Annotated in this window: 22 protein-coding genes; 8 read left to right on the forward strand and 14 right to left on the reverse strand. The window is 67.9% G+C overall.

Annotated elements, in window-relative coordinates:
• Positions 1 to 7: 7 nt before the first annotated feature.
• Positions 8 to 916 carry a 4-hydroxy-tetrahydrodipicolinate synthase gene (gene dapA, locus ON22_RS17085; protein ID WP_033241455.1) on the reverse strand — a complete coding sequence of 303 codons (909 nt, stop codon included), beginning with the start codon at positions 914 to 916 and terminating at the stop codon, positions 8 to 10.
• A 148-nt stretch (positions 917 to 1,064) separates the two neighbouring features.
• Here dapA and ON22_RS17090 point away from each other — a divergent pair, with 148 nt between their 5' ends.
• Positions 1,065 to 1,520, forward strand: coding sequence for a hypothetical protein (locus ON22_RS17090; protein ID WP_033241454.1), 456 nt, complete (start codon positions 1,065 to 1,067; stop codon positions 1,518 to 1,520).
• On the opposite strand, the gene ON22_RS17095 is transcribed toward ON22_RS17090, so the two are convergent.
• The 7 genes from ON22_RS17095 to ON22_RS17125 form a co-directional block, all read right to left on the reverse strand.
• Positions 1,521 to 2,600: a DUF8320 family protein gene (locus ON22_RS17095; protein ID WP_231507919.1), complete on the reverse strand. Its 1,080-nt coding sequence runs from the start codon at positions 2,598 to 2,600 to the stop codon at positions 1,521 to 1,523.
• On the reverse strand, positions 2,584 to 3,900 hold the full coding sequence (locus tag ON22_RS17100; protein ID WP_051157732.1) for an ATP-binding protein: 1,317 nt from the start codon (positions 3,898 to 3,900) through the stop codon (positions 2,584 to 2,586). The genes ON22_RS17095 and ON22_RS17100 overlap by 17 nt, the downstream gene beginning before the upstream one ends.
• Positions 3,897 to 4,613, reverse strand: a complete 717-nt coding sequence (locus tag ON22_RS17105) for a helix-turn-helix transcriptional regulator (RefSeq protein WP_373280871.1) — start codon at positions 4,611 to 4,613, stop codon at positions 3,897 to 3,899. Before ON22_RS17105 ends, ON22_RS17100 begins: the two co-directional genes overlap by 4 nt.
• A gap of 90 nt (positions 4,614 to 4,703) precedes the next feature.
• Positions 4,704 to 5,156 carry a flavodoxin family protein gene (locus ON22_RS17110; protein WP_033241453.1) on the reverse strand — a complete coding sequence of 151 codons (453 nt, stop codon included), beginning with the start codon at positions 5,154 to 5,156 and terminating at the stop codon, positions 4,704 to 4,706.
• Between the two features lie 9 nt (positions 5,157 to 5,165).
• Positions 5,166 to 5,600 carry a hypothetical protein gene (locus ON22_RS17115; protein WP_033242227.1) on the reverse strand — a complete coding sequence of 145 codons (435 nt, stop codon included), beginning with the start codon at positions 5,598 to 5,600 and terminating at the stop codon, positions 5,166 to 5,168.
• A 62-nt stretch (positions 5,601 to 5,662) separates the two neighbouring features.
• Positions 5,663 to 6,415, reverse strand: coding sequence for a 4-hydroxy-tetrahydrodipicolinate reductase (dapB, locus tag ON22_RS17120; protein WP_174375599.1), 753 nt, complete (start codon positions 6,413 to 6,415; stop codon positions 5,663 to 5,665).
• A 231-nt stretch (positions 6,416 to 6,646) separates the two neighbouring features.
• Positions 6,647 to 6,814 (reverse strand): hypothetical protein, encoded by a 168-nt coding sequence (locus ON22_RS17125; RefSeq protein WP_231507917.1) that lies wholly within the window; start codon positions 6,812 to 6,814, stop codon positions 6,647 to 6,649.
• 25 nt (positions 6,815 to 6,839) lie between these two features.
• Here ON22_RS17125 and ON22_RS17130 point away from each other — a divergent pair, with 25 nt between their 5' ends.
• Complete coding sequence (locus ON22_RS17130; protein WP_033241450.1) at positions 6,840 to 7,358, forward strand: CGNR zinc finger domain-containing protein; 519 nt, start codon at positions 6,840 to 6,842, stop codon at positions 7,356 to 7,358.
• Here ON22_RS17130 and ON22_RS17135 read toward each other — a convergent pair.
• Positions 7,340 to 8,440: an alcohol dehydrogenase catalytic domain-containing protein gene (locus ON22_RS17135; RefSeq protein WP_033241449.1), complete on the reverse strand. Its 1,101-nt coding sequence runs from the start codon at positions 8,438 to 8,440 to the stop codon at positions 7,340 to 7,342. The two genes, ON22_RS17130 and ON22_RS17135, sit on opposite strands and share 19 nt — an antisense overlap.
• A gap of 136 nt (positions 8,441 to 8,576) precedes the next feature.
• On the opposite strand from ON22_RS17135, the gene ON22_RS17140 reads away from it, so the two are divergent.
• Positions 8,577 to 8,972 (forward strand): VOC family protein, encoded by a 396-nt coding sequence (locus tag ON22_RS17140; protein ID WP_033241448.1) that lies wholly within the window; start codon positions 8,577 to 8,579, stop codon positions 8,970 to 8,972.
• 44 nt (positions 8,973 to 9,016) lie between these two features.
• On the opposite strand, the gene ON22_RS17145 is transcribed toward ON22_RS17140, so the two are convergent.
• Positions 9,017 to 10,231: an MFS transporter gene (locus ON22_RS17145; protein WP_033241447.1), complete on the reverse strand. Its 1,215-nt coding sequence runs from the start codon at positions 10,229 to 10,231 to the stop codon at positions 9,017 to 9,019.
• A gap of 90 nt (positions 10,232 to 10,321) precedes the next feature.
• Here ON22_RS17145 and ON22_RS17150 point away from each other — a divergent pair, with 90 nt between their 5' ends.
• Positions 10,322 to 10,642: an ArsR/SmtB family transcription factor gene (locus tag ON22_RS17150; protein WP_033241446.1), complete on the forward strand. Its 321-nt coding sequence runs from the start codon at positions 10,322 to 10,324 to the stop codon at positions 10,640 to 10,642.
• 138 nt (positions 10,643 to 10,780) lie between these two features.
• Here ON22_RS17150 and ON22_RS17155 read toward each other — a convergent pair whose 3' ends face one another.
• From ON22_RS17155 to ON22_RS17170, 4 genes are all read right to left on the reverse strand, one after another.
• The gene (locus tag ON22_RS17155; RefSeq protein WP_373280873.1) at positions 10,781 to 12,187 is read right to left on the reverse strand and encodes a M16 family metallopeptidase; all 1,407 of its coding nucleotides are present in this window, start codon (positions 12,185 to 12,187) and stop codon (positions 10,781 to 10,783) included.
• Positions 12,168 to 14,477, reverse strand: coding sequence for a polyribonucleotide nucleotidyltransferase (locus ON22_RS17160; RefSeq protein ID WP_033241445.1), 2,310 nt, complete (start codon positions 14,475 to 14,477; stop codon positions 12,168 to 12,170). Before ON22_RS17160 ends, ON22_RS17155 begins: the two co-directional genes overlap by 20 nt.
• A 400-nt stretch (positions 14,478 to 14,877) precedes the next feature.
• Positions 14,878 to 15,147, reverse strand: coding sequence for a 30S ribosomal protein S15 (gene rpsO, locus ON22_RS17165; protein ID WP_033241444.1), 270 nt, complete (start codon positions 15,145 to 15,147; stop codon positions 14,878 to 14,880).
• Positions 15,148 to 15,329: 182 nt separating this feature from the next.
• Positions 15,330 to 16,295 (reverse strand): bifunctional riboflavin kinase/FAD synthetase, encoded by a 966-nt coding sequence (locus tag ON22_RS17170; protein WP_081595634.1) that lies wholly within the window; start codon positions 16,293 to 16,295, stop codon positions 15,330 to 15,332.
• 108 nt (positions 16,296 to 16,403) lie between these two features.
• Here ON22_RS17170 and ON22_RS17175 point away from each other — a divergent pair, with 108 nt between their 5' ends.
• The 4 genes from ON22_RS17175 to ON22_RS17190 all read left to right on the forward strand — a co-directional run bounded on the left by ON22_RS17175 (position 16,404) and on the right by ON22_RS17190 (position 20,029).
• On the forward strand, positions 16,404 to 17,165 hold the full coding sequence (locus ON22_RS17175; RefSeq protein ID WP_373280872.1) for a metal-dependent transcriptional regulator: 762 nt from the start codon (positions 16,404 to 16,406) through the stop codon (positions 17,163 to 17,165).
• Between the two features lie 170 nt (positions 17,166 to 17,335).
• Positions 17,336 to 18,583, forward strand: coding sequence for an aspartate aminotransferase family protein (locus ON22_RS17180; protein WP_033241442.1), 1,248 nt, complete (start codon positions 17,336 to 17,338; stop codon positions 18,581 to 18,583).
• A 64-nt stretch (positions 18,584 to 18,647) separates the two neighbouring features.
• Complete coding sequence (locus tag ON22_RS17185) at positions 18,648 to 19,142, forward strand: DUF3830 family protein (protein WP_033242224.1); 495 nt, start codon at positions 18,648 to 18,650, stop codon at positions 19,140 to 19,142.
• A 239-nt stretch (positions 19,143 to 19,381) separates the two neighbouring features.
• Positions 19,382 to 20,029 carry a LysE family translocator gene (locus tag ON22_RS17190; RefSeq protein ID WP_033241441.1) on the forward strand — a complete coding sequence of 216 codons (648 nt, stop codon included), beginning with the start codon at positions 19,382 to 19,384 and terminating at the stop codon, positions 20,027 to 20,029.
• The last annotated feature ends 167 nt before the right edge of the window (positions 20,030 to 20,196 follow it).

The raw sequence follows: 20,196 nt of genomic DNA on the forward strand, positions 1-20,196 counted from the left end.
GGGTCGGTCATTCGAGCACCCCGGCGGCACGCAGGTCTGCGGCCAGATCCTCGAGCTGTTCGGGGCTCGGCATGATCTGTGGCAGCCGAGGTTCGCCGACGTCGACGCCGAGCAATCGAAGTCCACCTTTCGTCATAGCCACTCCGCCGAGCCGCGCCATGGCGGCGTTGAGCCAGAGCAGGCTGGTGTTGATATCACGGGCGCGCACCACATCACCGGCGGCGAACGCGTCCACCATCTCGCGCAGCCGTTCCGGAACCAGATGCCCGATCACGCTGATGAAGCCGACCGCACCCATCGCCAGCCACGGCAGATTCAACATATCGTCGCCGGAGTAGAAGGCGAGATCGGTTTCGGCGATGAGGGCCGCGCCTGCATTCAGGTCGCCCTTGGCGTCCTTGACCGCGACGATCCGCGGATGTTCGGCGAGCCGGCGGATGGTATCCGAGGCGATCGGTACCACCGATCTGGGCGGAATGTCGTAGAGGGTCACCGGGAGATCGGTGGCATCGGCGACGGCGGTGAAATGTGCGAACAGACCCTCCTGGGTCGGCCGCGAATAGTAAGGAGTCACGACCAGCAGGCCGTGTGCGCCCGCACGCTGGGCATTGCGGGCGAGTTCGATCGAATGGGCGGTGTCGTAGGTTCCGGCACCGGCGATGACGGTGGCCCGGTTACCGACCGCGTCCACCACCGCCCGCAGCAGATCCGCCTTCTCCGATTCGGTGGTGGTCGGCGATTCGCCGGTGGTACCGGAGATCGCGAGCAGGTCGACACCCCGCTCGACCAGACGGTGCGCAAGGGTGACGCCGGTGTCTATGTCGAGCTTGCCCTCGGCGCTGAAGGGGGTCACCATCGCGACACCTACCGTGCCGGACGCGCTCAACACCGGAGGCGTCGATTCACCGTTCGTCATGGTCAGAAAGGCTACCCGGTCACCGGGTAGCCCTCGACACCCTCGTCTGTGTTCTGGGCCGCCGGAGCCGGTGGTGACATCACTACGGCATCCCAATGGCGTCGCGTAGGGGGTTGTATGACATCACGAAAGGCGTCACACTGATGTCATGGATCTGACCCGATACACCACCCGAATTCGCGACGACCTGATTGCCGCGGCCGCCCTCGGCGACGAGAAAACGCAGGCCACGGCCGAGGCCCTCGCCAAAGCGGTGGAGAACTCGGCCCGGCTGACCCTGCTCGCGGCGCTCACCGAACTCGCCGATACCGTCTCGACCGAGCTGGGAGACCGCACCGTACGTGTTTCACTGCACGACGACGAAGCCACGGTCGAGGTGGGTCGCGCGCCGGCCGGCGACAACCCCAGCTTCGAGGAAATGACCGGCGATATCAGCCGGGTGACCCTGCGGCTGGTCGAACAGGTGAAATCCCGGGCCGAAGAAGCCGCCGCGCAGAGCGGGCAATCCCTGAACTCCTGGATGGCCGGTGTGGTGTCCGGCGCATTGCGCGATCAGATGCGTGGTGGCTACGGCACCGGGAAACGCGACGACACCACACCCTGATCAGGTCGAGACCAGGATCTCACCGGTACTGCCGATCTCGGTACGCCGGTCGCCGCCGGGTGCGCTCGCCAGGATGGTCGCCAGATTTCGCCGCCCGACCGGGAGTACCCGGATGGTGACCGACCCGGCGTTGGCCGCGTCGAGCTCGCGCACAGCGAGTTCGAGCACCCGGGCGCGCAACGCCACCGCCTCGCCGGCGAACCCGCCGTCGTCGAGCAGGAGCACCTCCACCCCACGCGACCGCGCACCACGTGCCGCGGCATTGAGCTGATCGGTGACCAGTTGCGGCGCCCGCAGACCGTCGCGTAGTTCGGCTTCCAGCAGGCGGCAGACCTCCCGATCGGCCGGTGTCAGTTCCACACCGCGGGCGATGCGCTCCAGCATCGGCCTGGCCAGCTCGTCCAACCGGCTCAGCTGGCGGATCCGTTCGGAATGCTCGGCCGCCATGGTCGCTTCGGCCGCCGCCCGCATGGCAACGTCATCGTGTAGCAGCCGCAGCGAACGCTGTGTGGGCCGCAAGATCAGCGCACACACCGTGGCCCCGGCCAGACAGGCCAGCGCAAGGATCGATATGAAGAGGGACCCGACCGAAATATCCAGCACGATATCCACGAAGCCGACCGCAGCCGCCACCGCCACCGCACCTACCCAGGCCGCGACGATCCGGCCGCGCACCGCCAGCACCGCCAGCACATAGGACGCGGCGAAGGCCGCCCACGGCTGGCGCACGGCACCCTCGGCGAAATTCAGATGCGTCGCCAGCACGGCCACGGGCCCCGCCACGATCACCGCAGCGGTGGCGGGCCACGGCAGTGGGTCACCGGGCAGCAGAACCAGGATCGCGCCCGCACCGAGCATCGCGGCGATCGCGACGACGAACTGCGCGACCGGGACATCGTTCAACGACGGGGTCATGTACAGGGTGATGGTCGCGGCGAGACCTACCCGGAACACCCAGCCGGATCGGCCGCGCATTCCCAGTAGAGAGCGTAGTTCGAAATCCACGTCGCGCTGTTCGACGCCCTCCCGGCCGGGAACCTCGGTGTACGGCCGGGCTTGCCCGCTACGTTTCTCGGTCATCGTCGACGCTTCCCGCATTACCCCACATGAGGGTGACTGATGTTCCATGCCCCGGTTCCGATTCCACAAAACCGGCACCGCCGGGCAGCTGCCGCATCCGGCCCAGAATGCTCGCCGAGATGCCGAGCCGATCCGCGGGCACCGACGACCGGTCGAAACCCGCACCATCGTCCTGGAACACCACCAGTATCCCGCCCGCGCCGACGGTCGCGGTCACCTCACGGCGTACCCGGCGACCGGATACGCCGGCGTGCCGCAGACTGTTGCGGACCGCCTCGGCCAGTGCCGCGGCCAGCGGGCCGGCCGCGGACAACGGCATCCGCAGTTCGCTGTCGTTACCGCCGCGATGCACGGTGAACTCGATATCGGCATTGACTTCGTGCACCGCGGCGCGCAGGAAACCCACGGCCGAGCGCGCGTCCAGCAGTCCGGTATCGGCACCGGAGAAGCGAGTGGCGTCGAGCTGGTCGAGCGTGCGTCGCGCCTGTTGCCGCAGCACGGCCGAAGTGCCGCCGGCACCGGAGCGGGAGGCATCCAACAGTGTGGACAACACCGCATCGTGGATCAGCACAGCGAAGCGTGCGCGTTCCCGTTCCCTGGCCGCCGTCCCCGCGATCGCCGCCGCGCGTTCGCCCGCGATCACCGATTCCCGGTCCACCCGCGCACCGGCTGATCGCGCGTGCACAACACACCAGAGGAACAGCAGGCACAGACCGACGTTGCGGGCGACATTGTCCAGAACGGCCGGCACCGTGGTGTCGTCGAACATCACGTACAGCGCGATACCCGGCGTCGCCGCGGTGACCACGAGGTAGCCGACCGATATCCACGGCCGCCAGGCCACCGCCGCCGCGAGCACACCGATCATGATCAGCCGATGCGCCCAGATCAGTCCCGGCGCTTCCGCGATCTCGTAGTAGTAAGGCATCACCAGCGCCATCCCGGCGAGGTAGCCCAGTGCGGCGGCCCCGGCCACCGCCTGCACCAGCCGGGCCCGCGCGATCAGCGAGACCGCCGCGAGTACCGGCAGCATGCCGAATGCGACGGCGAAGGTGATGAGCGTCCAGATCAACGGGACCGGGCGATGCTGCACGATGATCTCGGGCAGCTCGAGTACCGCGGCGATCGTCCCGACGAGCCCGATCACCAGGCCGAACCGCCGGACCACCCGGTCGGCGGCCAGTTCGGGATCGGCATTACGCGAACGGACCAGCGCTACCGATATCGACCACAGGTCCCGCGGCCGCTGCAGCGATGACGCCGGGCGCCGCGGCGCCTCGACGGGGGAGATCGCGCTCATGACCGGCGATGTTCGGGAACCGGCAACCAGCCGTCCTCGACCGCCCGCTTGTAGAGGTCCGTCTTGGTGGGCGCAGGCCGTCCCGCGTCGGCATACTTCTGCCGGATGCGGCCCAGATAGTCGTTCACGGTCTGTTCGGAGAGCCCGGTCAGGCGCGCCACCCGCGACGCCTTCTCCCCGGACGCATACAGCGTGAGCACCTCTTCCTGGCGCGGACTCAAACCGACCCTGGACAATTGTGGGTCGCCGTCGATGGCGGCGGCCCAATCGGTGGTCACCACCTGCTCCCCGGACGCGGCGCGGCGCACTGCGCCGACCACGGTCGCCACATCCTCGGATTTCCGGACCACACCCAGAACTCCGGCGCGGGCCGCCGAACGCACCAGAAACGGATTGTCGGCGCCGGTGAAAACCAGCACCTCGACGCCGTGCTCGCGCAAGGCCGCCACATTGTCCTCGGGCGTGGAATCGTCGGCGAGACGCAGATCCAGCACTACCAGATCCAGCGCCGGTACACCCTCGATCCGGCAGGCCGGTTCGGCCAGTAATCCGGCGACCGTGCCCGCGGTCACCACCAATTCCAGATCCGGCTCGGGTTCGAGCATCGCCACCAGGCCGATCGCCACCGATTCGTGGTCCTCGACCAGACCGATCCGGCGTGGCCCGCTCCGGCCTCCGATGCTGTCCGTCACTACACAACTCCCATCAGGCACGCCCCCGTCCAGAGCAGTATGGCGTTGTGCGCGCGTCGAGGTCAGCCCCCGATTCCAGGGGAACCACCGGATCGCCGCGGCCGAACGGGCCTACGCCATCAGCTGTGCCGCCACGGTCGCGCCGAGTTCCCAGCATGTTTCGAGGTCGTCCTTGCCCGGCTTCCCCGACACCGCCACGTAGTCGGCGGCCTTCGCCCATCCCAGACCGGTGGTGATGGAGGTGACACCGCGCTCGGCTCCCTCGGTGCCCTCGTTACCGTGCAGATAGAGGCCGAATGGCCGGCCCCGCGTCGAATCGAGGCAGGGGTAGTAGATGACATCGAAGGCGTGTTTGAGAGCGCCGCTCATGTACCCGAGGTTGGCCGGAGTGCCGAGCAGATATCCGTCCGCCGCCAGCACATCCGCGGATGATACGGCCAGCGCCGCCCGGCGCACCACCTCCACACCCTCGATTTCCGGATCGGTCGCCCCCGCGACCACGGCTTCGAACATCGCCTGCATGAACGGCGACGGTGTGTGATGAATGATCAGCAACGTCGGCACACGGCGAGCCTAGTCTCGTTCGTGCCGTTCCAGTTCCACCGCGCGGCGCATGGTGCTGCGCGCCCGGGCCCGGTCCCCGGCGTAGTCGTAGGCGCGGGCCAGCCGGTAGGAGACCCGCCAGTTGTCGGGGTCGGCCTCCCATTCCTGTTTCACCGTGAGGAACAACTCGTCGGCAGCTCCTCGTTCGATCCGCCCGGAGGGACGGCGCGGGAGATCGTCGACCTCCAGTTCCAGCCCCTCGTCCTGGATGCGGCGGGCCAGGCGCTGATGGTCCAGCGCGGACCGGATGGTGGACACGACCATCCACACGCCGAGCAGCGGCAGAATGAGAACCCCGATACCCAGGCCGATGGCGGCGATATCACCGGAGGTCAGCAGTTCCACGGCGATCCGGCCCAGCCACAGGAAGTAGAAGATCAGCGCCACGACCAGGAAGGCCACCATGGCGAGGATCTTCAGTACGGCACGGTCCGGACCGGATTCGCCGGTGGCGCCGCCGGTCTCGCTCACAGGTCGAGGAACGGGTCGAGCCCGACAGTGAGGCCCGGCCGCCCGCCGATCTGCCGGACCCCCAGCAGCACACCCGGTGCGAACGACGAACGGTCGATGGAATCGTGCCGGATGGTCAGTGTCTCCCCCTGCGTGCCGAACAGCACCTCCTGGTGGGCGACGAGCCCGGCCAGCCGCACCGAATGCACACGCACCCCGTCGACCTCGGCGCCCCGCGCACCGTCGAGTTCGGTGGTCGTAGCGTCCGGAACGGGTGCGGAGCCGGCTTGTTTACGGGCTTCGGCGATGATCCCCGCGGTGCGATAGGCGGTACCGGACGGGGCATCGGCCTTGTTCGGATGATGCAGTTCGATCACCTCGACCGATTCGAAGAACCGGGCGGCCTGTTCGGCGAACCGCATCGACAGCACCGCGCCGATCGCGAAGTTCGGGGCGATCAGTACGCCCACGTCGGGCCGGCCGGACAACCAGCCGCGCACCTCGTCGAGCCGGGCAGTGTCGAATCCGGTGGTGCCGACGACAGCGTGGATACCGTTGTCCACCAGGAAGCGCAGATTACCCATCACCACGTCGGGGTGGGTGAAATCGACCACTACCTGGGTGCCGGTCTCGGTGAACCGCGTCAGTGGATCGTCCTTGTCCACGGTGGCGACCAGTTCGAGATCGCCGGCCGCCTCGACGGCAGCGCAGACGGCCTGACCGACCTTGCCCTGCGCCCCCAGAACACCCACCCGAATCGGTGCCGTCACCTCACCACTCCTACCTGCTAGTCGGACCCACCGAGTCTATGGCGCGCCCGCGGTCGCGATACCGGGCCCCCTCGGCATTCTGCCGTGCGAGGTGAGGCAGCGAAGCCCCGAGCCGGATCCGCTGCCCGCCGGCGGACCCACCTCGGGGATAGGCGCCGCGGGCGTGGTCGCCGTGGTCCGCGGCTGCCGGCCGAGCCCGGTCCTGGACGGACGGTGCCGAACCCACGCGCGTCAGCTCGCCGGTACCACGGCGAAATCACTGTTCCCGGGTGCAGCCGTGACCGTATCCGCCTCGCTCACCAGCCATTGCCCGCAGACACACCGCCAATAGCGCACCGTGCCGTGTTCGGACAGCAGGGTGGGCGCGGGCCAATCGCAGGCGGAGCAGGTGATCGTCATACCGCCAGCCTGATGTAATGGTTCTATGCATTTCAACCCTTACGGCGGCGCGGCAGCCGAACTCTCCGCGCGGCTGGTCAACGCAGCCCCCGGCACGGATCTTGCGCTGCTGCTCGCCGAGGCCGGGTACAAGCCCATCGGTACCGTGAGCCCGGCACAGGCCGCCGCCCTGTGGCGCTGGACCCGGCGGCTCGACGAGGTCTTCCGCGCGCCCGGCGTCGAGTTGCTCAACGCGCTGCTGGCCGAGACGACGAGCCGCCCGTATATCTCGACCCACGACGGTCGTGCGCCCCATCTGCACTACACCGCCGAGAGCGCCCCGCTCGACGAACGGGTGAAGGCATACACCGCTGCCGGGCTGGCCGAACTGTTCTGCGCGGCGCCGGACCGGATCGGCCGGTGCGCGCGCCCGGAATGCCCCCTGGTCTTCGTCGACACCTCACGAAACGGGCGGCGGCGCTTCTGCTCCGATCGGTGCGCCAACCGGGTGAACGTCGCCCGGCACCGGACGCGTACCGCGCAGCGTCAGAAGACGATCACTTGACGCAGCGCGTGTCCGGCAGCCAACTCGTCCATCGCCCGGTTGATCTCGTGCAGCCCGATCCGGGCGGAGATCAGTTTCTCCACCGGCAAACGGCCCGTCCGCCACATGCGGACGTATTCGGGGATATCGCGGGACGGGACCGCCGACCCCAGATAGCTGCCGACGATCGAGCGTCCCTGTGCCACCAATCCCAGCGGCGAGATACCGGCTCGGGCGTCGGGTGACGGGAGGCCCACCGTCACCGTGGTACCGCCCGGCGCCGTCGCGGCGACCGCACTCTCGAAGGCCCGGGCCGAACCGACCGCCTCGACCACCACTTCGGCCAGGATCTCCCGGTCGGCGACCTCGGCCGGCGTATGAGCGCTGGTGGCGCCCAGATCGCGGGCCAGTGCCAGTTTCTCCGGAACGGTATCGACGGCGATCACCTCGCGGACCCCGAGCGAAACCGCCACCAGCACCGCCGCCATCCCGACACCGCCGAGCCCGACCACCATCACGCGGTCGGATGCGGCCGGTTTCGCCGAGTTCAGCAGTGCCCCACCACCGGTGAGAACGGCACAGCCCAGCACCGCCGCGATATCCGGCGGCACATCGTCGTCGACCGGGACCACCGATCGGCGATCCACCACCGCATAGGTGGCGAATCCGGAAACCCCGAGGTGGTGGTGGACTTCGGTGCCGTCACGGTGCAGCCGGCGACCACCGGACAGGAGTTCCCCGGCATTGTTGGCGGCGCTGCCGGGAACGCACGGCGTCCGGCCGTTCGAAGCACATCCGGCACATTCGCCGCACCGAGGCAGGAACGTCATCACCACTCGCTGCCCGATCGGCAGCCCGGCGTCCGGTCCGGCGGCCTCGACCTTTCCCGCGGCCTCGTGGCCGAGCAGCATGGGCACCGGCCGGACCCGATTGCCGTCGACGACGGAGAGGTCCGAATGACAGATTCCGGCCGCTTCGATCCGCACCAGCAATTCGCCGGGGCCAGGGTCGGCGAGATCGAGTTCGCCGACGGTGATCGGTACCGACTCGGCGTACGGTCCGGGTGCGCCGATACGTTCCAGGACTGCCCCACGAATTCTCATGCGACCACGGTAGGCCGCGGCAGGGGTTTGCTCATGATCCGAGTCGGACTATTCTGATTCGCCGTGACGGTGCTCCCGTTGGCCGCCTTGTACCGAGCCCGGGGTCGGGATCGTCACGATTCGAGGAGATATTCCTTTGACCGTTCAGTTCAACCACACGATCGTCGGTTGCCGTGACAACCGCGAATCGGCCGAATTCTGGGCCGATATCCTCGGGCTGGAGCTGGGCCCCGAATGGGGACCGTTCATTGCCTTACCCACTGCACACGGGGTCACGTTCGATTTCGCGAACGTTCCGCCGCATATCACCGAGATCCAGGGTCAGCACTACGCATTCCTGATCTCGGAGACGGAATTCGACGCCGCCTACGCCAAGATCCGGCGTTACGGTCTCGAGCATTGGGCCGATCCACATCAGCACGCGCCCGGCGAGATCAACCACAACGACGGCGGACGCGGGGTGTACTTCCTGGACCCCAGCGGCCACTACATGGAGCTGATCACCGTCCCGTACGGGGGTTGGCCGGAGTAACGCGATCGGGTCCGGGTGGCGGTATCGCCACCCGGATCCCGCGTTCAGTCCGCGACCGGTACGGGCCGTCCGCGCCGCATCCCGAGTGCCGCCGCGACGAGGCAGGCCAGTGCCACTGCGGCGACGAACCACGGGAACACCCTGTCCAATCCCCACGCGGTGGCGGCCCAGCCGGCCAGCACCGTGGGCAGTGCCATGGCCGTATAGGCCAGCAGGTAATACGCGGACATGGTTTCGCCGCGCTTGCGCTCCGGCACCACATTGGACAGGTGGCGCAGCGAGCCACCGAAGCCGAGCCCGAAGGTGGCGCCGAGTACCAGTCCGATACCGACCACGACCGTCCACTGATGGGTGCCCAGGGCCGGAATGGTCAGCAGCAGGGCGATCGCCATCCCGATATCGCCCAGGATGGCGGCCCGCCGGGCAGGCACCCGCGTCGCGACCAGCTGCGCCAGGGCCGCAGCCAGGGCCGTCGAGGCGACCACGACTCCACCGAAGACCAGGTTGTGGATGCCGGTACGCTCCGCGGCCAGCGACGGATACAGCGACAGCAGGACGCCGAGCACCGACCATGCCGCCATCACGCCCAGGGCTGAGAACCAGAAATCGGCACGGATCTCATGCGGAACCGCCGGGCGCGCGATCCGGATCCGGCCCGCGACCCGGGCCGAGTGCGGTTCCCGCAGGGCGAGGACACCCGCGGCCACGACCAGGCAGATCACACTGATGACGACGTACGGGGTGCGCAACGGATCGGGCGCGTATTGCGCGAGCAGTGCCGACCCCATGATCGCGACTGCCATTCCGACGTTGAAGGCCACGCCGCTGAGCTGACCGGATCGGGCGCCGCGGTGCGGCCGCAGGTCCAGTAGCGCCGCGGCTCCGGCCACGACCGTCGCGCCGACTGCCAGGCCGTGCAGTGCCCGCGCCAGCACGAGCATCGCTACGGTGTCGGCGAGAACGAATACCACGAGGCCCGCGATCATGGTGACGAAGGCGCCGAGCAACACCGGTTTGCGCCCGACCACGTCGGAGATTCGCCCCGAAATCAGCACTGCAACCAGGGCTGCCACCGCATACACCGCGAACACGATGGTGGTGATCAGCGGCGACAGATGCCATTCCTGCTCGTAGAGACCGTAGAGCGGCGCGGGCACACCCGAGACCCCCATAGCGACACCGGTGGCTGCCAGTATCAGCGCGTAGGCCCACGACTGCACCGCTCGATCCGGTACGGGCGCTGCGATCGTCGCTGCCATCGAGACCCCGATCAAGTAAGTTTGAAGACTATCGAACCGGATCGACCGTAACTTACGGTACGACGATCATCAAACCGATGAGGCGAACCATTGACCGACACCACGACCGCGGCGATTCCGGTGGCCCCGCTACCCGCCGTTCTGGGCGCGCTGCAGGATCCCGTACGCCTCGAGATGGTCCGCAGGCTCAGCAACGCCGGCACCCCGGTGCGTTGCGCCTCCCTCTACGAGGGCATCAACAAGTCGACCGCCACCCACCATTTCAAGATATTGCGCGAGGCCGGTGTCACCGAACGCCTGGTCATCGACGGCAATACCTACCAGCGGCTGCGTCACGAAGCACTCGACGAGGCGTTACCCGGACTGCTGGCCTCGATCGTGGACGCCGCCAACCGCGCCCCACAGAGGTAGCCGGCCCGCACACGCGCGTGATACATGCCGAAGCCGCAGCCCGATACCCAACACTGCGCGCATTCGGTGAGCAGCGGGCACGAAGCGTCACCGAACGACCGATGACTGACCGCTGCGCATCGCGATCGGCCGGATATCTCAGCCGACGAGCCGGGTAACAGCAGCGGGCAGATCTCGTTTGCGGCGGTACGGCCCGGCGACCGCGGCAGCGAACGGCCGGGCCAGTAGCGAACGCGCGATATCTCCGACTTCCTCGGTGGTCACGGCATCGATCCGCGCCAGCGTTTCGGAGACGGTGCGGTGATTGCCGTAGCTGAGTTCACTGCGCCCGATCCGGTTCATCCGGGACGCCGAATCCTCCAGCCCGAGCACCAGCCCGCCACGTAACGATCCTTTGGCACGGGCACATTCGGCATCGGTGATCCCCTCGGCCGCGACCTCCTCGAGCACCCCGCGAGCCAGCGCCGCCACCTCGTTCAGGTTCTCCGGCTGGCAGCCGAGATACACCGAGAAGGCGCCGGTATCGGCGAAGGTGTCCACACTCGAATACACCGAGTACGCCAGCCCGCGTTCCTCCCGGATCCGCTGGAAGAGCCGGGAGCTCAAACCGCCACCGATCACGGTGTTCAGCACCGACAGCGGCCACCGCCGCGGACCCTCGTGCCGGCCGTAGGCGCGGACGCCGAACACCAGATGCGCCTGTTCGCTGTCACGATGGCTCCAGCTCAGCCCCGGTGCGGAGCGAGTCCGGAAATGTCCCTCGCGCCGCGGCGCAGGTGCCGCCGCCGGATCCAGCCGGCCGGCGACCGCCCGGTGCACCAGTTCCACCGTGTGCTCGTGATCGATATTGCCGGCCACCGCCACCACCATCCGGTCCGGCGTGTACCGGCGCTGGTGGAAGGAGCGCAGCTGGCTCGCCCGCATACCTTCGATCGACTCGATGGATCCGATAACGGGCCGCCCGATCGGATGATCACCGAACAGGGCGGTGAGGAACGCATCGCCGACGAGATCCTCGGGATCGTCGTCGCGCATGGCGATCTCTTCCAGCACCACCTGCCGTTCCACATCCACATCCACGGCCCGGCACAGCCCGTTGAGTACCACATCGCTGACCAGATCCACCGCCAGTGGCAGATCCTCGTCCACGACATGGGCGTAGTAGCAGGTCTGCTCCTTGGCCGTAAACGCGTTGAGTTCACCGCCGACCGCGTCCATGGCCTCGGCGATATCGAGGGCCGAACGGGTCGGAGTGGCCTTGAACAGCAGGTGTTCCAGGAAATGCGCGGCACCGGCGACAGTGGGGCCCTCGTCCCGCGAGCCGACCCCCACCCAGACCCCCACGGAGGCCGAGCGGACCCCGGGGACGTGCTCGGTCACCACCCGCAGACCACCCGGCAGGACGGTACGCCGCACGCCGTTGTCGATTTCGACGGTTTCGCCGATCCGCCACGTCGATGACGAACCCCCCTGCCCACTCGGGCGCAGGGGGGCCGCTGTTTTCTGCTCCGTCACACGACCAGTACTACTCGGTCGCCGCGGCATCCGCATCGGCGGGCGCCTCGGCAGGCGCCTCGTCGGCGTTCTCGTCGACCGGCACCAGCGAGATCTTGCCGCGGTTGTCGATATCGGCGATCTCCACGCGCAGTTTGTCGCCGACGTTGACCACATCTTCCACCTTGGCCACGCGCTTACCGTTGCCGAGCTTGGAGATGTGCACCAGGCCGTCGCGGCCGGGCAGCAGCGAGACGAACGCGCCGAAGGCGGTGGTCTTGACCACGGTGCCGAGGAACCGTTCGCCGACCTTGGGCAGCTGCGGGTTCGCGATGGCGTTGATGGCGTCGATCGCGGCCTGTGCGGACGGGCCGTCGGTGGCGCCGACGAACACGGTGCCGTCGTCCTCGATGGAGATATTGGCGCCGGTGTCGTCGGTGATCTGGTTGATCATCTTGCCCTTGGGCCCGATCACCTCGCCGATCTTGTCGACCGGGATCTTGATCGCGGTGACGCGCGGCGCGTACGGGCTCATCTCGTCCGGGGTGGCGATGGCCTCGGCCATCACGTCCAGAATCGTGGTGCGGGCGTCGTGCGCCTGACCCAGCGCACCGGCCAGCACCTGCGAGGGGATGCCGTCGAGCTTGGTGTCCAGCTGCAGGGCGGTGACGAAGTCACGGGTTCCGGCGACCTTGAAGTCCATATCGCCGAACGCGTCCTCGGCGCCGAGGATATCGGTCAGCGCCACATAGCGGACCTCGGCGGCACCGGCCTCGTTGGTGACGGTGTCCGACACCAAGCCCATGGCGATACCCGCGACCGGCGCCTTCAGCGGCACACCGGCGTTGAGCAGCGACAGGGTCGAGGCACATACCGAACCCATCGAGGTGGAGCCGTTGGAGCTCAGCGCCTCGGAGACCTGGCGGATGGCGTACGGGAACTCGTCCTGGCTCGGCAGTACCGGCATCAGTGCCCGCTCGGCCAGCGCGCCGTGGCCGATCTCGCGCCGCTTGGGCGAGCCCACGCGACCGGTTTCACCGGTCGAGTACGGCGGGAAGTTGTAGTGGTGCATATAGCGCTTGGAGGTTTCCGGGCCGAGCGAATCGACCTGCTGCGCCATCTTGACCATATCGAGGGTGGTGACACCCATGATCTGGGTTTCGCCACGCTCGAACAGCGCCGAACCGTGCGCCCGCGGCACCACGGCGACCTCCGCGGACAGTTCCCGGATATCGGCCAGGCCGCGGCCGTCGATGCGGAAACCGTCGGTCAGGATGCGCTGGCGGACCAGCTTCTTGGTCACCGAGCGGAAAGCGGCGCCGAGTTCCTTCTCGCGGCCCTCGAACGACCCACCCAGCCGGGAGAGCACCTCGAGTTTGATCTCGTCGATCTTCTCCTCGCGCTCCTGCTTACCGGCGATACCCAGCGCGTCCGACAGCGGCGCCTTGGCGGCGTCTTCGACGGCGGCATACGCGTCGTCGGCGTACGGCGGGAACAGCGGGAAATCCTCGGTGGGCTTGGCTGCGAGCTCGGCCATATCCTGCTGGGCCCGGCAGAGGCGGGCGATGAACGGCTTCGCGGCCTCGAGGCCCTCGGCGACCACGGTTTCGGTCGGCGCCTGCGCCCCGCCCTCGACCAGTTCGATCACGTTCTCGGTGGCTTCCGCCTCGACCATCATGATCGCGACATCACCGGTATCGGTGACCCGCCCGGCCACGACCATATCGAAAACAGCCTTCTCGAGCTGTTCGTTGGTCGGGAAGGCGACCCACTGGCCGCCGGCCGGGGTACCGGCCGCGGCATCGTTGATCAGCGCGACCCGTACGCCGCCGACCGGGCCGGAGAACGGCAGGCCGGCGATCTGGGTGGACGCCGAGGCCGCGTTGATGGCGACCACATCGTAGAGATCCTTCGGATCCAGGCTCAGCACCGTCACCACGACCTGGATCTCGTTGCGCAGCCCGTCCACGAAGGAGGGGCGCAGCGGCCGGTCGATGAGGCGGCAGGTGAGAATCGCGTCGGTGGAGGGGCGGCCCTCACGGCGGAAGAAGGATCCGGGGATCCGGCCCGCCGCGTACATCCGCTCTTCGACATCGACGGTCAGCGGGAAGAAATCGAACTGGTCCTTGGGGTGCTTACCGGCGGTGGTCGCCGACAGCAGCATGGTCTCGTCGTCCAGGTAGGCGACGACCGAACCGGCGGCCTGCTTGGCCAGGCGGCCGGTTTCGAAACGTACGGTGCGGGTGCCGAAGATGCCGTTGTCGATCAGCGCAACGGATTCGAAAACACCCGGTTCGACCTCGACGGCCGAGCTCTTCGAGCGTTCGGTGGTTTCTGGCATATCTCTGTTCTCAACCTCTCGTCTCGCCGGATACAGCGCCTGTGTGGCGCGACCCGGCTGTGTCAGCCGTACCAGGTTCGGACGCGGCGCGACGGCGTAACCGCGGTGACCGTCGAGGTCAGCGGCCGCCGTATAGCGGGCTGCGGCGCGTACACCCGGCCGGATCCCCTTGGATACGGCGACGCGGAGGCGGTCAACGATCGAAGCTCTCCGGCGTATCGACCCCGGGCCGAAAAGCCACTACCGAAGACCGACGCCACGAGCGCGGGTGTGACGGCTGGTTCTGTCGTGCTCGTACGCGGGAGGTCCCCCGCACACGAAAATGCCGACGAGGCGATTGTATGCGCCCCGTCGGCATACGTGACGCCCGGCTCGTGGAACCGGGCGTGTTCACGGAATATCAGCGCCGCAGGCCCAGGCGTTCGATCAGGCTGCGGTACCGGTTGATGTCCTTGGCGGCCAGGTACTTCGACAGCCGCTTACGGCGGCCGATCAGCGTCATCAGGCCGTGCCGGGTGTGGTGGTCGTGCTTGTGCACCTTCAGGTGCTCGGTGATCTCGGAGATCCGCTTGGACAGCAGCGCGATCTGCGCCTCCGGGGAACCGGTGTCCGTTTCGTGCAGACCGTACTCGGCGAGAATCGCCTTCTTCTTCTCGGTGGTCAACGCCATGGGGCATCCACTCCTGTTTCTCAGTTCCGCGCGTAAGGTGCCCGGGGCGGACCGGGAATCATCCACCTCTGCAGGTGAACGGTTCACCGGTCGTCGTATCCGGGATGGGCGCTGCCGCGGACCGCAGCAGACCCGACGAGCCACCATACCGGAGCCGTCCCGGCCTCGGTACGGCGGCCCGGCTAGTTCCCGGCTCCCAGAATTTTGCGGACGGCGTCGACATCGCGGCCCATGGCGGCAACGAGTTCGTCGACCGATTCGAATTTGCGCATCCCGCGCAGGTGGTCCACGAAATCCACGGCCACATGCTGTCCGTAGAGATCGGCCTCACGGTCGAGCACGTAGGCCTCGACGGTGCGGGCGCGACCGGAAAAGGTCGGGTTGGTGCCCACCGAGACCGCCGCCATGGCGGGCTGCCCCGGCGTCACCGTGCCGATGTTCGGCCCGGGGCCGAGCACGGTGAACCAGCCCGCGTAGACACCGTCGGCCGGGATCGCGGCATGCATGGGCGGCGCGACATTGGCGGTGGGGAATCCCAGGCTCTTGCCGCGGCCGTCACCGCGCACCACCACCCCTTCGACCCGGTGCGGCCGGCCGAGCGCATCCGCGGCGGCGGCCATATCCCCGGCGTCCACACAGGCGCGGATATAGGTGGAGGAGAAAGTGACGGCGTGTTCGCCCAGCAGGGTCACCCCGTCGACCGCGAAACCGAACCGGTCGCCGAGTTCACGCATGGTGGCTACCGTGCCCGCGGCCTTCTTGCCGAAGGTGAAATTGTCGCCGACCACGACTTCGGCGACATGCAGCCGTTCCACGAGCAGATCGTGCACGTATTCGGCCGGCGTGAGTTTCATGAAGTCATGGGTGAACGGCATCACGCAGAAAACGTCGACACCGAGCTCCTCGGCGAGTTCGGCCCGCCGGGTGAGCGTGGTGAGTTGCGCGGGATGCGAACCGGGCCGGATCACCTCCATCGGATGCGGATCGAAGGTCATCAATACGGCCGGGACGCCGCGCGCGGCAGCCGACTTCACCGCCCGGCTGATCAACTGCGCGTGTCCGCGATGAACACCGTCGAACACGCCGATTGTGAGCACGCACCGCCCCCAGTCCGCGGGTACGTCGTCGAGACTTCGCCACCTCTGCACAGACGCCAAGCCTACGCAAACAAGCCGCCGCACCGTATTCGGGTGGGGATGCTTGCCGGGCTCCGGCTACGCGGGCGCGAACACGGGGTTTCGCGGAGGTGGCGGGATATGTGTATCGCACTGCGAATGCTTAAGCTCGTGGTTGTGCCCGGAAAACGAGATATCGCCACCCGACGGGAACTCGCCGACGCCGGGGAATCGGCCGCTCCGGGCCTGTCGTCGGTGGCGCAGGATTACCTGAAAGTCATCTGGACAACCCAGGAGTGGTCGCAGGAACGGGTGAGCACGAAACTGCTCGCGGAGCGGATCGGCGTCTCGGCTTCGACCGTTTCGGAGGCGGTGCGCAAACTGTCGGATCAGGGTTTGGTCGAACACGCCCGGTACGGCGCGATCACGCTGACCGAGGAGGGCCGGCGGGCCGCGATCGCGATGGTGCGCCGGCACCGCCTGATCGAGACGTTCCTGGTGAGCGAGCTCGGTTACGGCTGGGACGAGGTCCACGACGAGGCGGAGATCCTCGAGCATGCGGTGTCGGATCTGCTGATGGCCCGCATCGACGCGAAGCTCGGGTTCCCGGACCGGGATCCGCACGGCGATCCGATTCCGTCGGTGGACGGGGCGGTGCCGACACCGCCGGCCCGGCGGTTGATCGCTTTCGAGGCGGGAGAAACCGGCCGGGTGGCCCGTATCTCCGATTCGGACCCGGACATGCTGCGCTATTTCGATTCGGTCGGGATCGCGCTGGATACCGTGATCGTGGTGGTGGAACGGCGAGATTTCGCAGGGACGATCGCGGTGCGGATCGGGCGGGACGAGAACCTCACGGATCTGGGCAGTATCGCCGCGGAAGCGATCTGGCTGCGGGACTGATCGCGGGATAGTTCCGACACGCCCGGGCGGGGCGCGGGTGACTCCAGGGCATTGCCCGGTGTGGGCCTGTCGTGATATCCATATTGTCAACAATCCGACAATCGTTCTTTCACGATTTCGCATACCCGTCGGTCCGGAACGCCGCACCGACCGTCCCGGGAGGCGCCACCATGGCCGAACTGTCCCCGATCCTGAAGCAGGCCACCCCGGTCACCGTCGACCACGGCGAGGGCTGCTACCTCTACGACACCGACGGTCGCCGATACCTCGATTTCACGGCCGGTATCGGGGTCACCAGCACCGGCCACTGCCATCCGCGAGTAGTGGCGGCGGCACAGGCCCAGGTCGCGAAACTGATCCACGGCCAATACACGACAGTGATGCACCGGCCGCTGCTCGAGCTCACCGAACGCCTCGGCACGGTGCTGCCCACGGGATTGGATTCGGTGTTCTACTCCAATTCGGGCAGTGAGGCGATCGAAGCGGCACTGCGGCTGGCCCGCCAGGCCACCGGGCGGCCCAATGTGATCGTCTTCCACGGCGGCTTCCACGGCCGTACCGTGGCCGCCGCGACCATGACCACCTCCGGCACCCGCTTCTCCGCGGGTTTCAGCCCACTCATGTCCGGTGTGCACGTCGCCCCCTTCCCCACCGCCTACCGCTACGGCTGGAGCGAGGAGGAAGCCACCTCCTTCGCCCTGCGCGAACTCGACTATGTATTCGCCACCCTCACCTCCCCGGCCGAAACCGCGGCCTTCGTCGTCGAACCCGTTCTCGGCGAGGGCGGGTACATCCCCGGGAACCGGGTGTTCTTCGAGGGGCTGCGTGAACGCGCGGACCGGCACGGCATCCTGCTGATCTTCGACGAGATCCAGACCGGTTTCGGCCGGACCGGAAAGTTCTTCGGCCACCAGCATTTCGGGGTCCTACCGGATGTCATCACCATGGCCAAGGGTTTGGCCAGCGGCTTCCCCATCTCCGGGATCGCGGCCTCGGCCGAACTGATGAGCGCCGCCTGGCCCGGGTCGCAAGGCGGCACCTACGGCGGTAATGCCGTGGCCTGCGCCGCCGCGCTCGCCACCCTCGAGGTGATCGAATCGGAGAACCTGGTCGAGAACGCACGGATCCGCGGCGAACAGCTGCTGGCCGGGGTGCGGGCGGCCGAATCCAAGGCCATCGGTGACGTCCGCGGGCTGGGGCTGCTCGTCGGCGCGGAGTTCACCACCGCCGACGGCGCGCCGGACCGGGAAACCGCCACCGCCGCCCAGCAACTCGCGGCCGCGAAGGGCCTGCTGCTGCTGACCTGCGGTGCGCATATGAACGTGGTGCGGATGATCCCGCCGCTCGTCGTCGCCGAAACCCAGATTGCCGACGCGCTCGACATCTGGTCCGCGGTACTCGCCGAACTCGGCCTCTGATCCCACCCGCGGGGAGACCGGTCCCACGGCCGGTCTCCTCCGCATGAGCACCAGGACGAAATACATGGCGCGCTATCTCACGATCACTCTCACCAAAGCCGGAATCACCTGCCGTGCCCGGCTGCTCGACGAGCAGGCTCCGCGCACCTGCGCCGCGGTATGGGATGCCCTCCCACAGGAAGGCGATGCCTTCCACGCCAAATACGCTCGTAACGAGGTCTACACCCTGGTCCCCCGCATCCAGGACGCCCCCCGCCGCGAGAACCCCACCGTCACCCCCATTCCCGGCGACGTCTGCCTGTTCGATTTCGAACCCTGGGAGATCGGCAACCCGGCCTACGGCTACGAACCGGGATCGGCCGCTCATCACGCCCAGGGCGCCACCGATCTCGCACTGTTCTACGGTCGCAACAACCTACTCATCAACGGCGACCTCGGCTGGGTGCCCGGTAATGTCTTCGCCACCATCGAGGACGGTCTCTACGAGCTCGCCGCCGCCTGCAACACCCTGTGGCTGCACGGCGTCGCCGGCGAAACCCTCGCCTTCGCCCGCGCCTGACGAGACCCGTCACCCTCTGCCGCAGATCTGCGCCCGCAGCACCGGCCTATGCCCGGACGGACCCGCGATCCCGCCGAAAACCGGTCTGAGCTCGGACGAGCCGACGGTCGCCTGCAACCTGCGAGCCAGGCTGGAGTTCTCGGCGCCGCGGCCCCGGCCAGGGACGGCCCGGCAGCGGCGACCGAGGGCCGGATATGAGCGGCTCGACGTGAACTTCGCCGTGTGATCAGGAGCCGCTGATGTCCGCTGCCGGGCAGTACGCCGCGTTCGCGGTGGTGATGCTGTTCATCGCCGTCTCGCCGGGACCGGATATGGCGGTGATCATCAGCCGGGCCCTGACCGGCTGGACAGCCGGAGCAGCCGCCACCCTCGGCGTGGCTGCCGGCATGTTCGTCTGGGTGCTGGCCGCGGTGACCGGAATCGCCGCCCTGCTGGCCGCTTCCGCGCAGGCATTCACGGTCGTGAAGGTCGCGGGCGCGCTGTATCTGGTCTATCTCGGAGTTCGGGCTTTGCTCGCCGCACGACGACGCGGCGATGTACCGGGCGCCGAGGCGCCGGTCCGGCCGGGCACCCCACTCGACAACGCCGTCCGTGGATTCCTGTCGAATATCCTCAATGCCAAGGCCGCGGTGCTGTTCGTGGCACTCATACCGCAATTCGTGCCGACCGGCGGAGTCGGCGTCGCCGAGGCGATCACGCTTCCACTGATCGCCGCGGTCGTGGTGACGGTCTGGTACCTCATGCTGACCACCACGGTCGCCGCCCTACACCGGAAGTTCGCCGATTCGAGTGTATGGCGGCGGATCGACACGGTGGTCGGCGCAGCCCTCGTCGCAGTCGGCATCGGTGTGCTGTTCGGCGATCACCCCCGGGCGTCCGCCGGCTGATCGAACAGGCTCGGCTGTCGAGCACCTCGCAACACGCCACGAGCACAGCCCAACGCGTATCGGGCACAGCGCAACGGACGGGTACGGCGCACCCGGCGACCGGCGGATCCGGTCATTGTCCCGGGATCGGACTCCATCGCCGGAGCAACCGCGGGCCTGAGGAGTTC

The sequence above is a fragment of the Nocardia carnea NBRC 14403 genome, assembly GCF_000308515.1.
GTDB lineage: Bacteria > Actinomycetota > Actinomycetes > Mycobacteriales > Mycobacteriaceae > Nocardia > Nocardia carnea.

Bases quoted from the DNA above. Each gene is read 5' to 3' on its own strand.
- ON22_RS17125 (WP_231507917.1), bottom strand. From the start codon at position 6,814: ATGACGATCACCTGCTCCGCCTGCGATTGGCCCGCGCCCACCCTGCTG.
- rpsO (WP_033241444.1), bottom strand. From the start codon at position 15,147: ATGGCGTTGACCACCGAGAAGAAGAAGGCGATTCTCGCCGAGTACGGT.
- ON22_RS17160 (WP_033241445.1), bottom strand. From the start codon at position 14,477: ATGCCAGAAACCACCGAACGCTCGAAGAGCTCGGCCGTCGAGGTCGAA.
- ON22_RS17095 (WP_231507919.1), bottom strand. From the start codon at position 2,600: ATGACCGAGAAACGTAGCGGGCAAGCCCGGCCGTACACCGAGGTTCCC.
- ON22_RS17155 (WP_373280873.1), bottom strand. From the start codon at position 12,187: ATGCCGCGGCGACCGAGTAGTACTGGTCGTGTGACGGAGCAGAAAACA.
- ON22_RS17135 (WP_033241449.1), bottom strand. From the start codon at position 8,440: ATGAGAATTCGTGGGGCAGTCCTGGAACGTATCGGCGCACCCGGACCG.
- ON22_RS17100 (WP_051157732.1), bottom strand. From the start codon at position 3,900: ATGAGCGCGATCTCCCCCGTCGAGGCGCCGCGGCGCCCGGCGTCATCG.
- dapA (WP_033241455.1), bottom strand. From the start codon at position 916: ATGACGAACGGTGAATCGACGCCTCCGGTGTTGAGCGCGTCCGGCACG.
- ON22_RS17115 (WP_033242227.1), bottom strand. From the start codon at position 5,600: ATGGTGGCCTTCCTGGTCGTGGCGCTGATCTTCTACTTCCTGTGGCTG.
- ON22_RS17145 (WP_033241447.1), bottom strand. From the start codon at position 10,231: ATGGCAGCGACGATCGCAGCGCCCGTACCGGATCGAGCGGTGCAGTCG.
- ON22_RS17130 (WP_033241450.1), top strand. From the start codon at position 6,840: ATGCATTTCAACCCTTACGGCGGCGCGGCAGCCGAACTCTCCGCGCGG.
- ON22_RS17175 (WP_373280872.1), top strand. From the start codon at position 16,404: ATGTGTATCGCACTGCGAATGCTTAAGCTCGTGGTTGTGCCCGGAAAA.
- ON22_RS17190 (WP_033241441.1), top strand. From the start codon at position 19,382: ATGTCCGCTGCCGGGCAGTACGCCGCGTTCGCGGTGGTGATGCTGTTC.
- ON22_RS17180 (WP_033241442.1), top strand. From the start codon at position 17,336: ATGGCCGAACTGTCCCCGATCCTGAAGCAGGCCACCCCGGTCACCGTC.
- ON22_RS17185 (WP_033242224.1), top strand. From the start codon at position 18,648: ATGGCGCGCTATCTCACGATCACTCTCACCAAAGCCGGAATCACCTGC.
- ON22_RS17090 (WP_033241454.1), top strand. From the start codon at position 1,065: ATGGATCTGACCCGATACACCACCCGAATTCGCGACGACCTGATTGCC.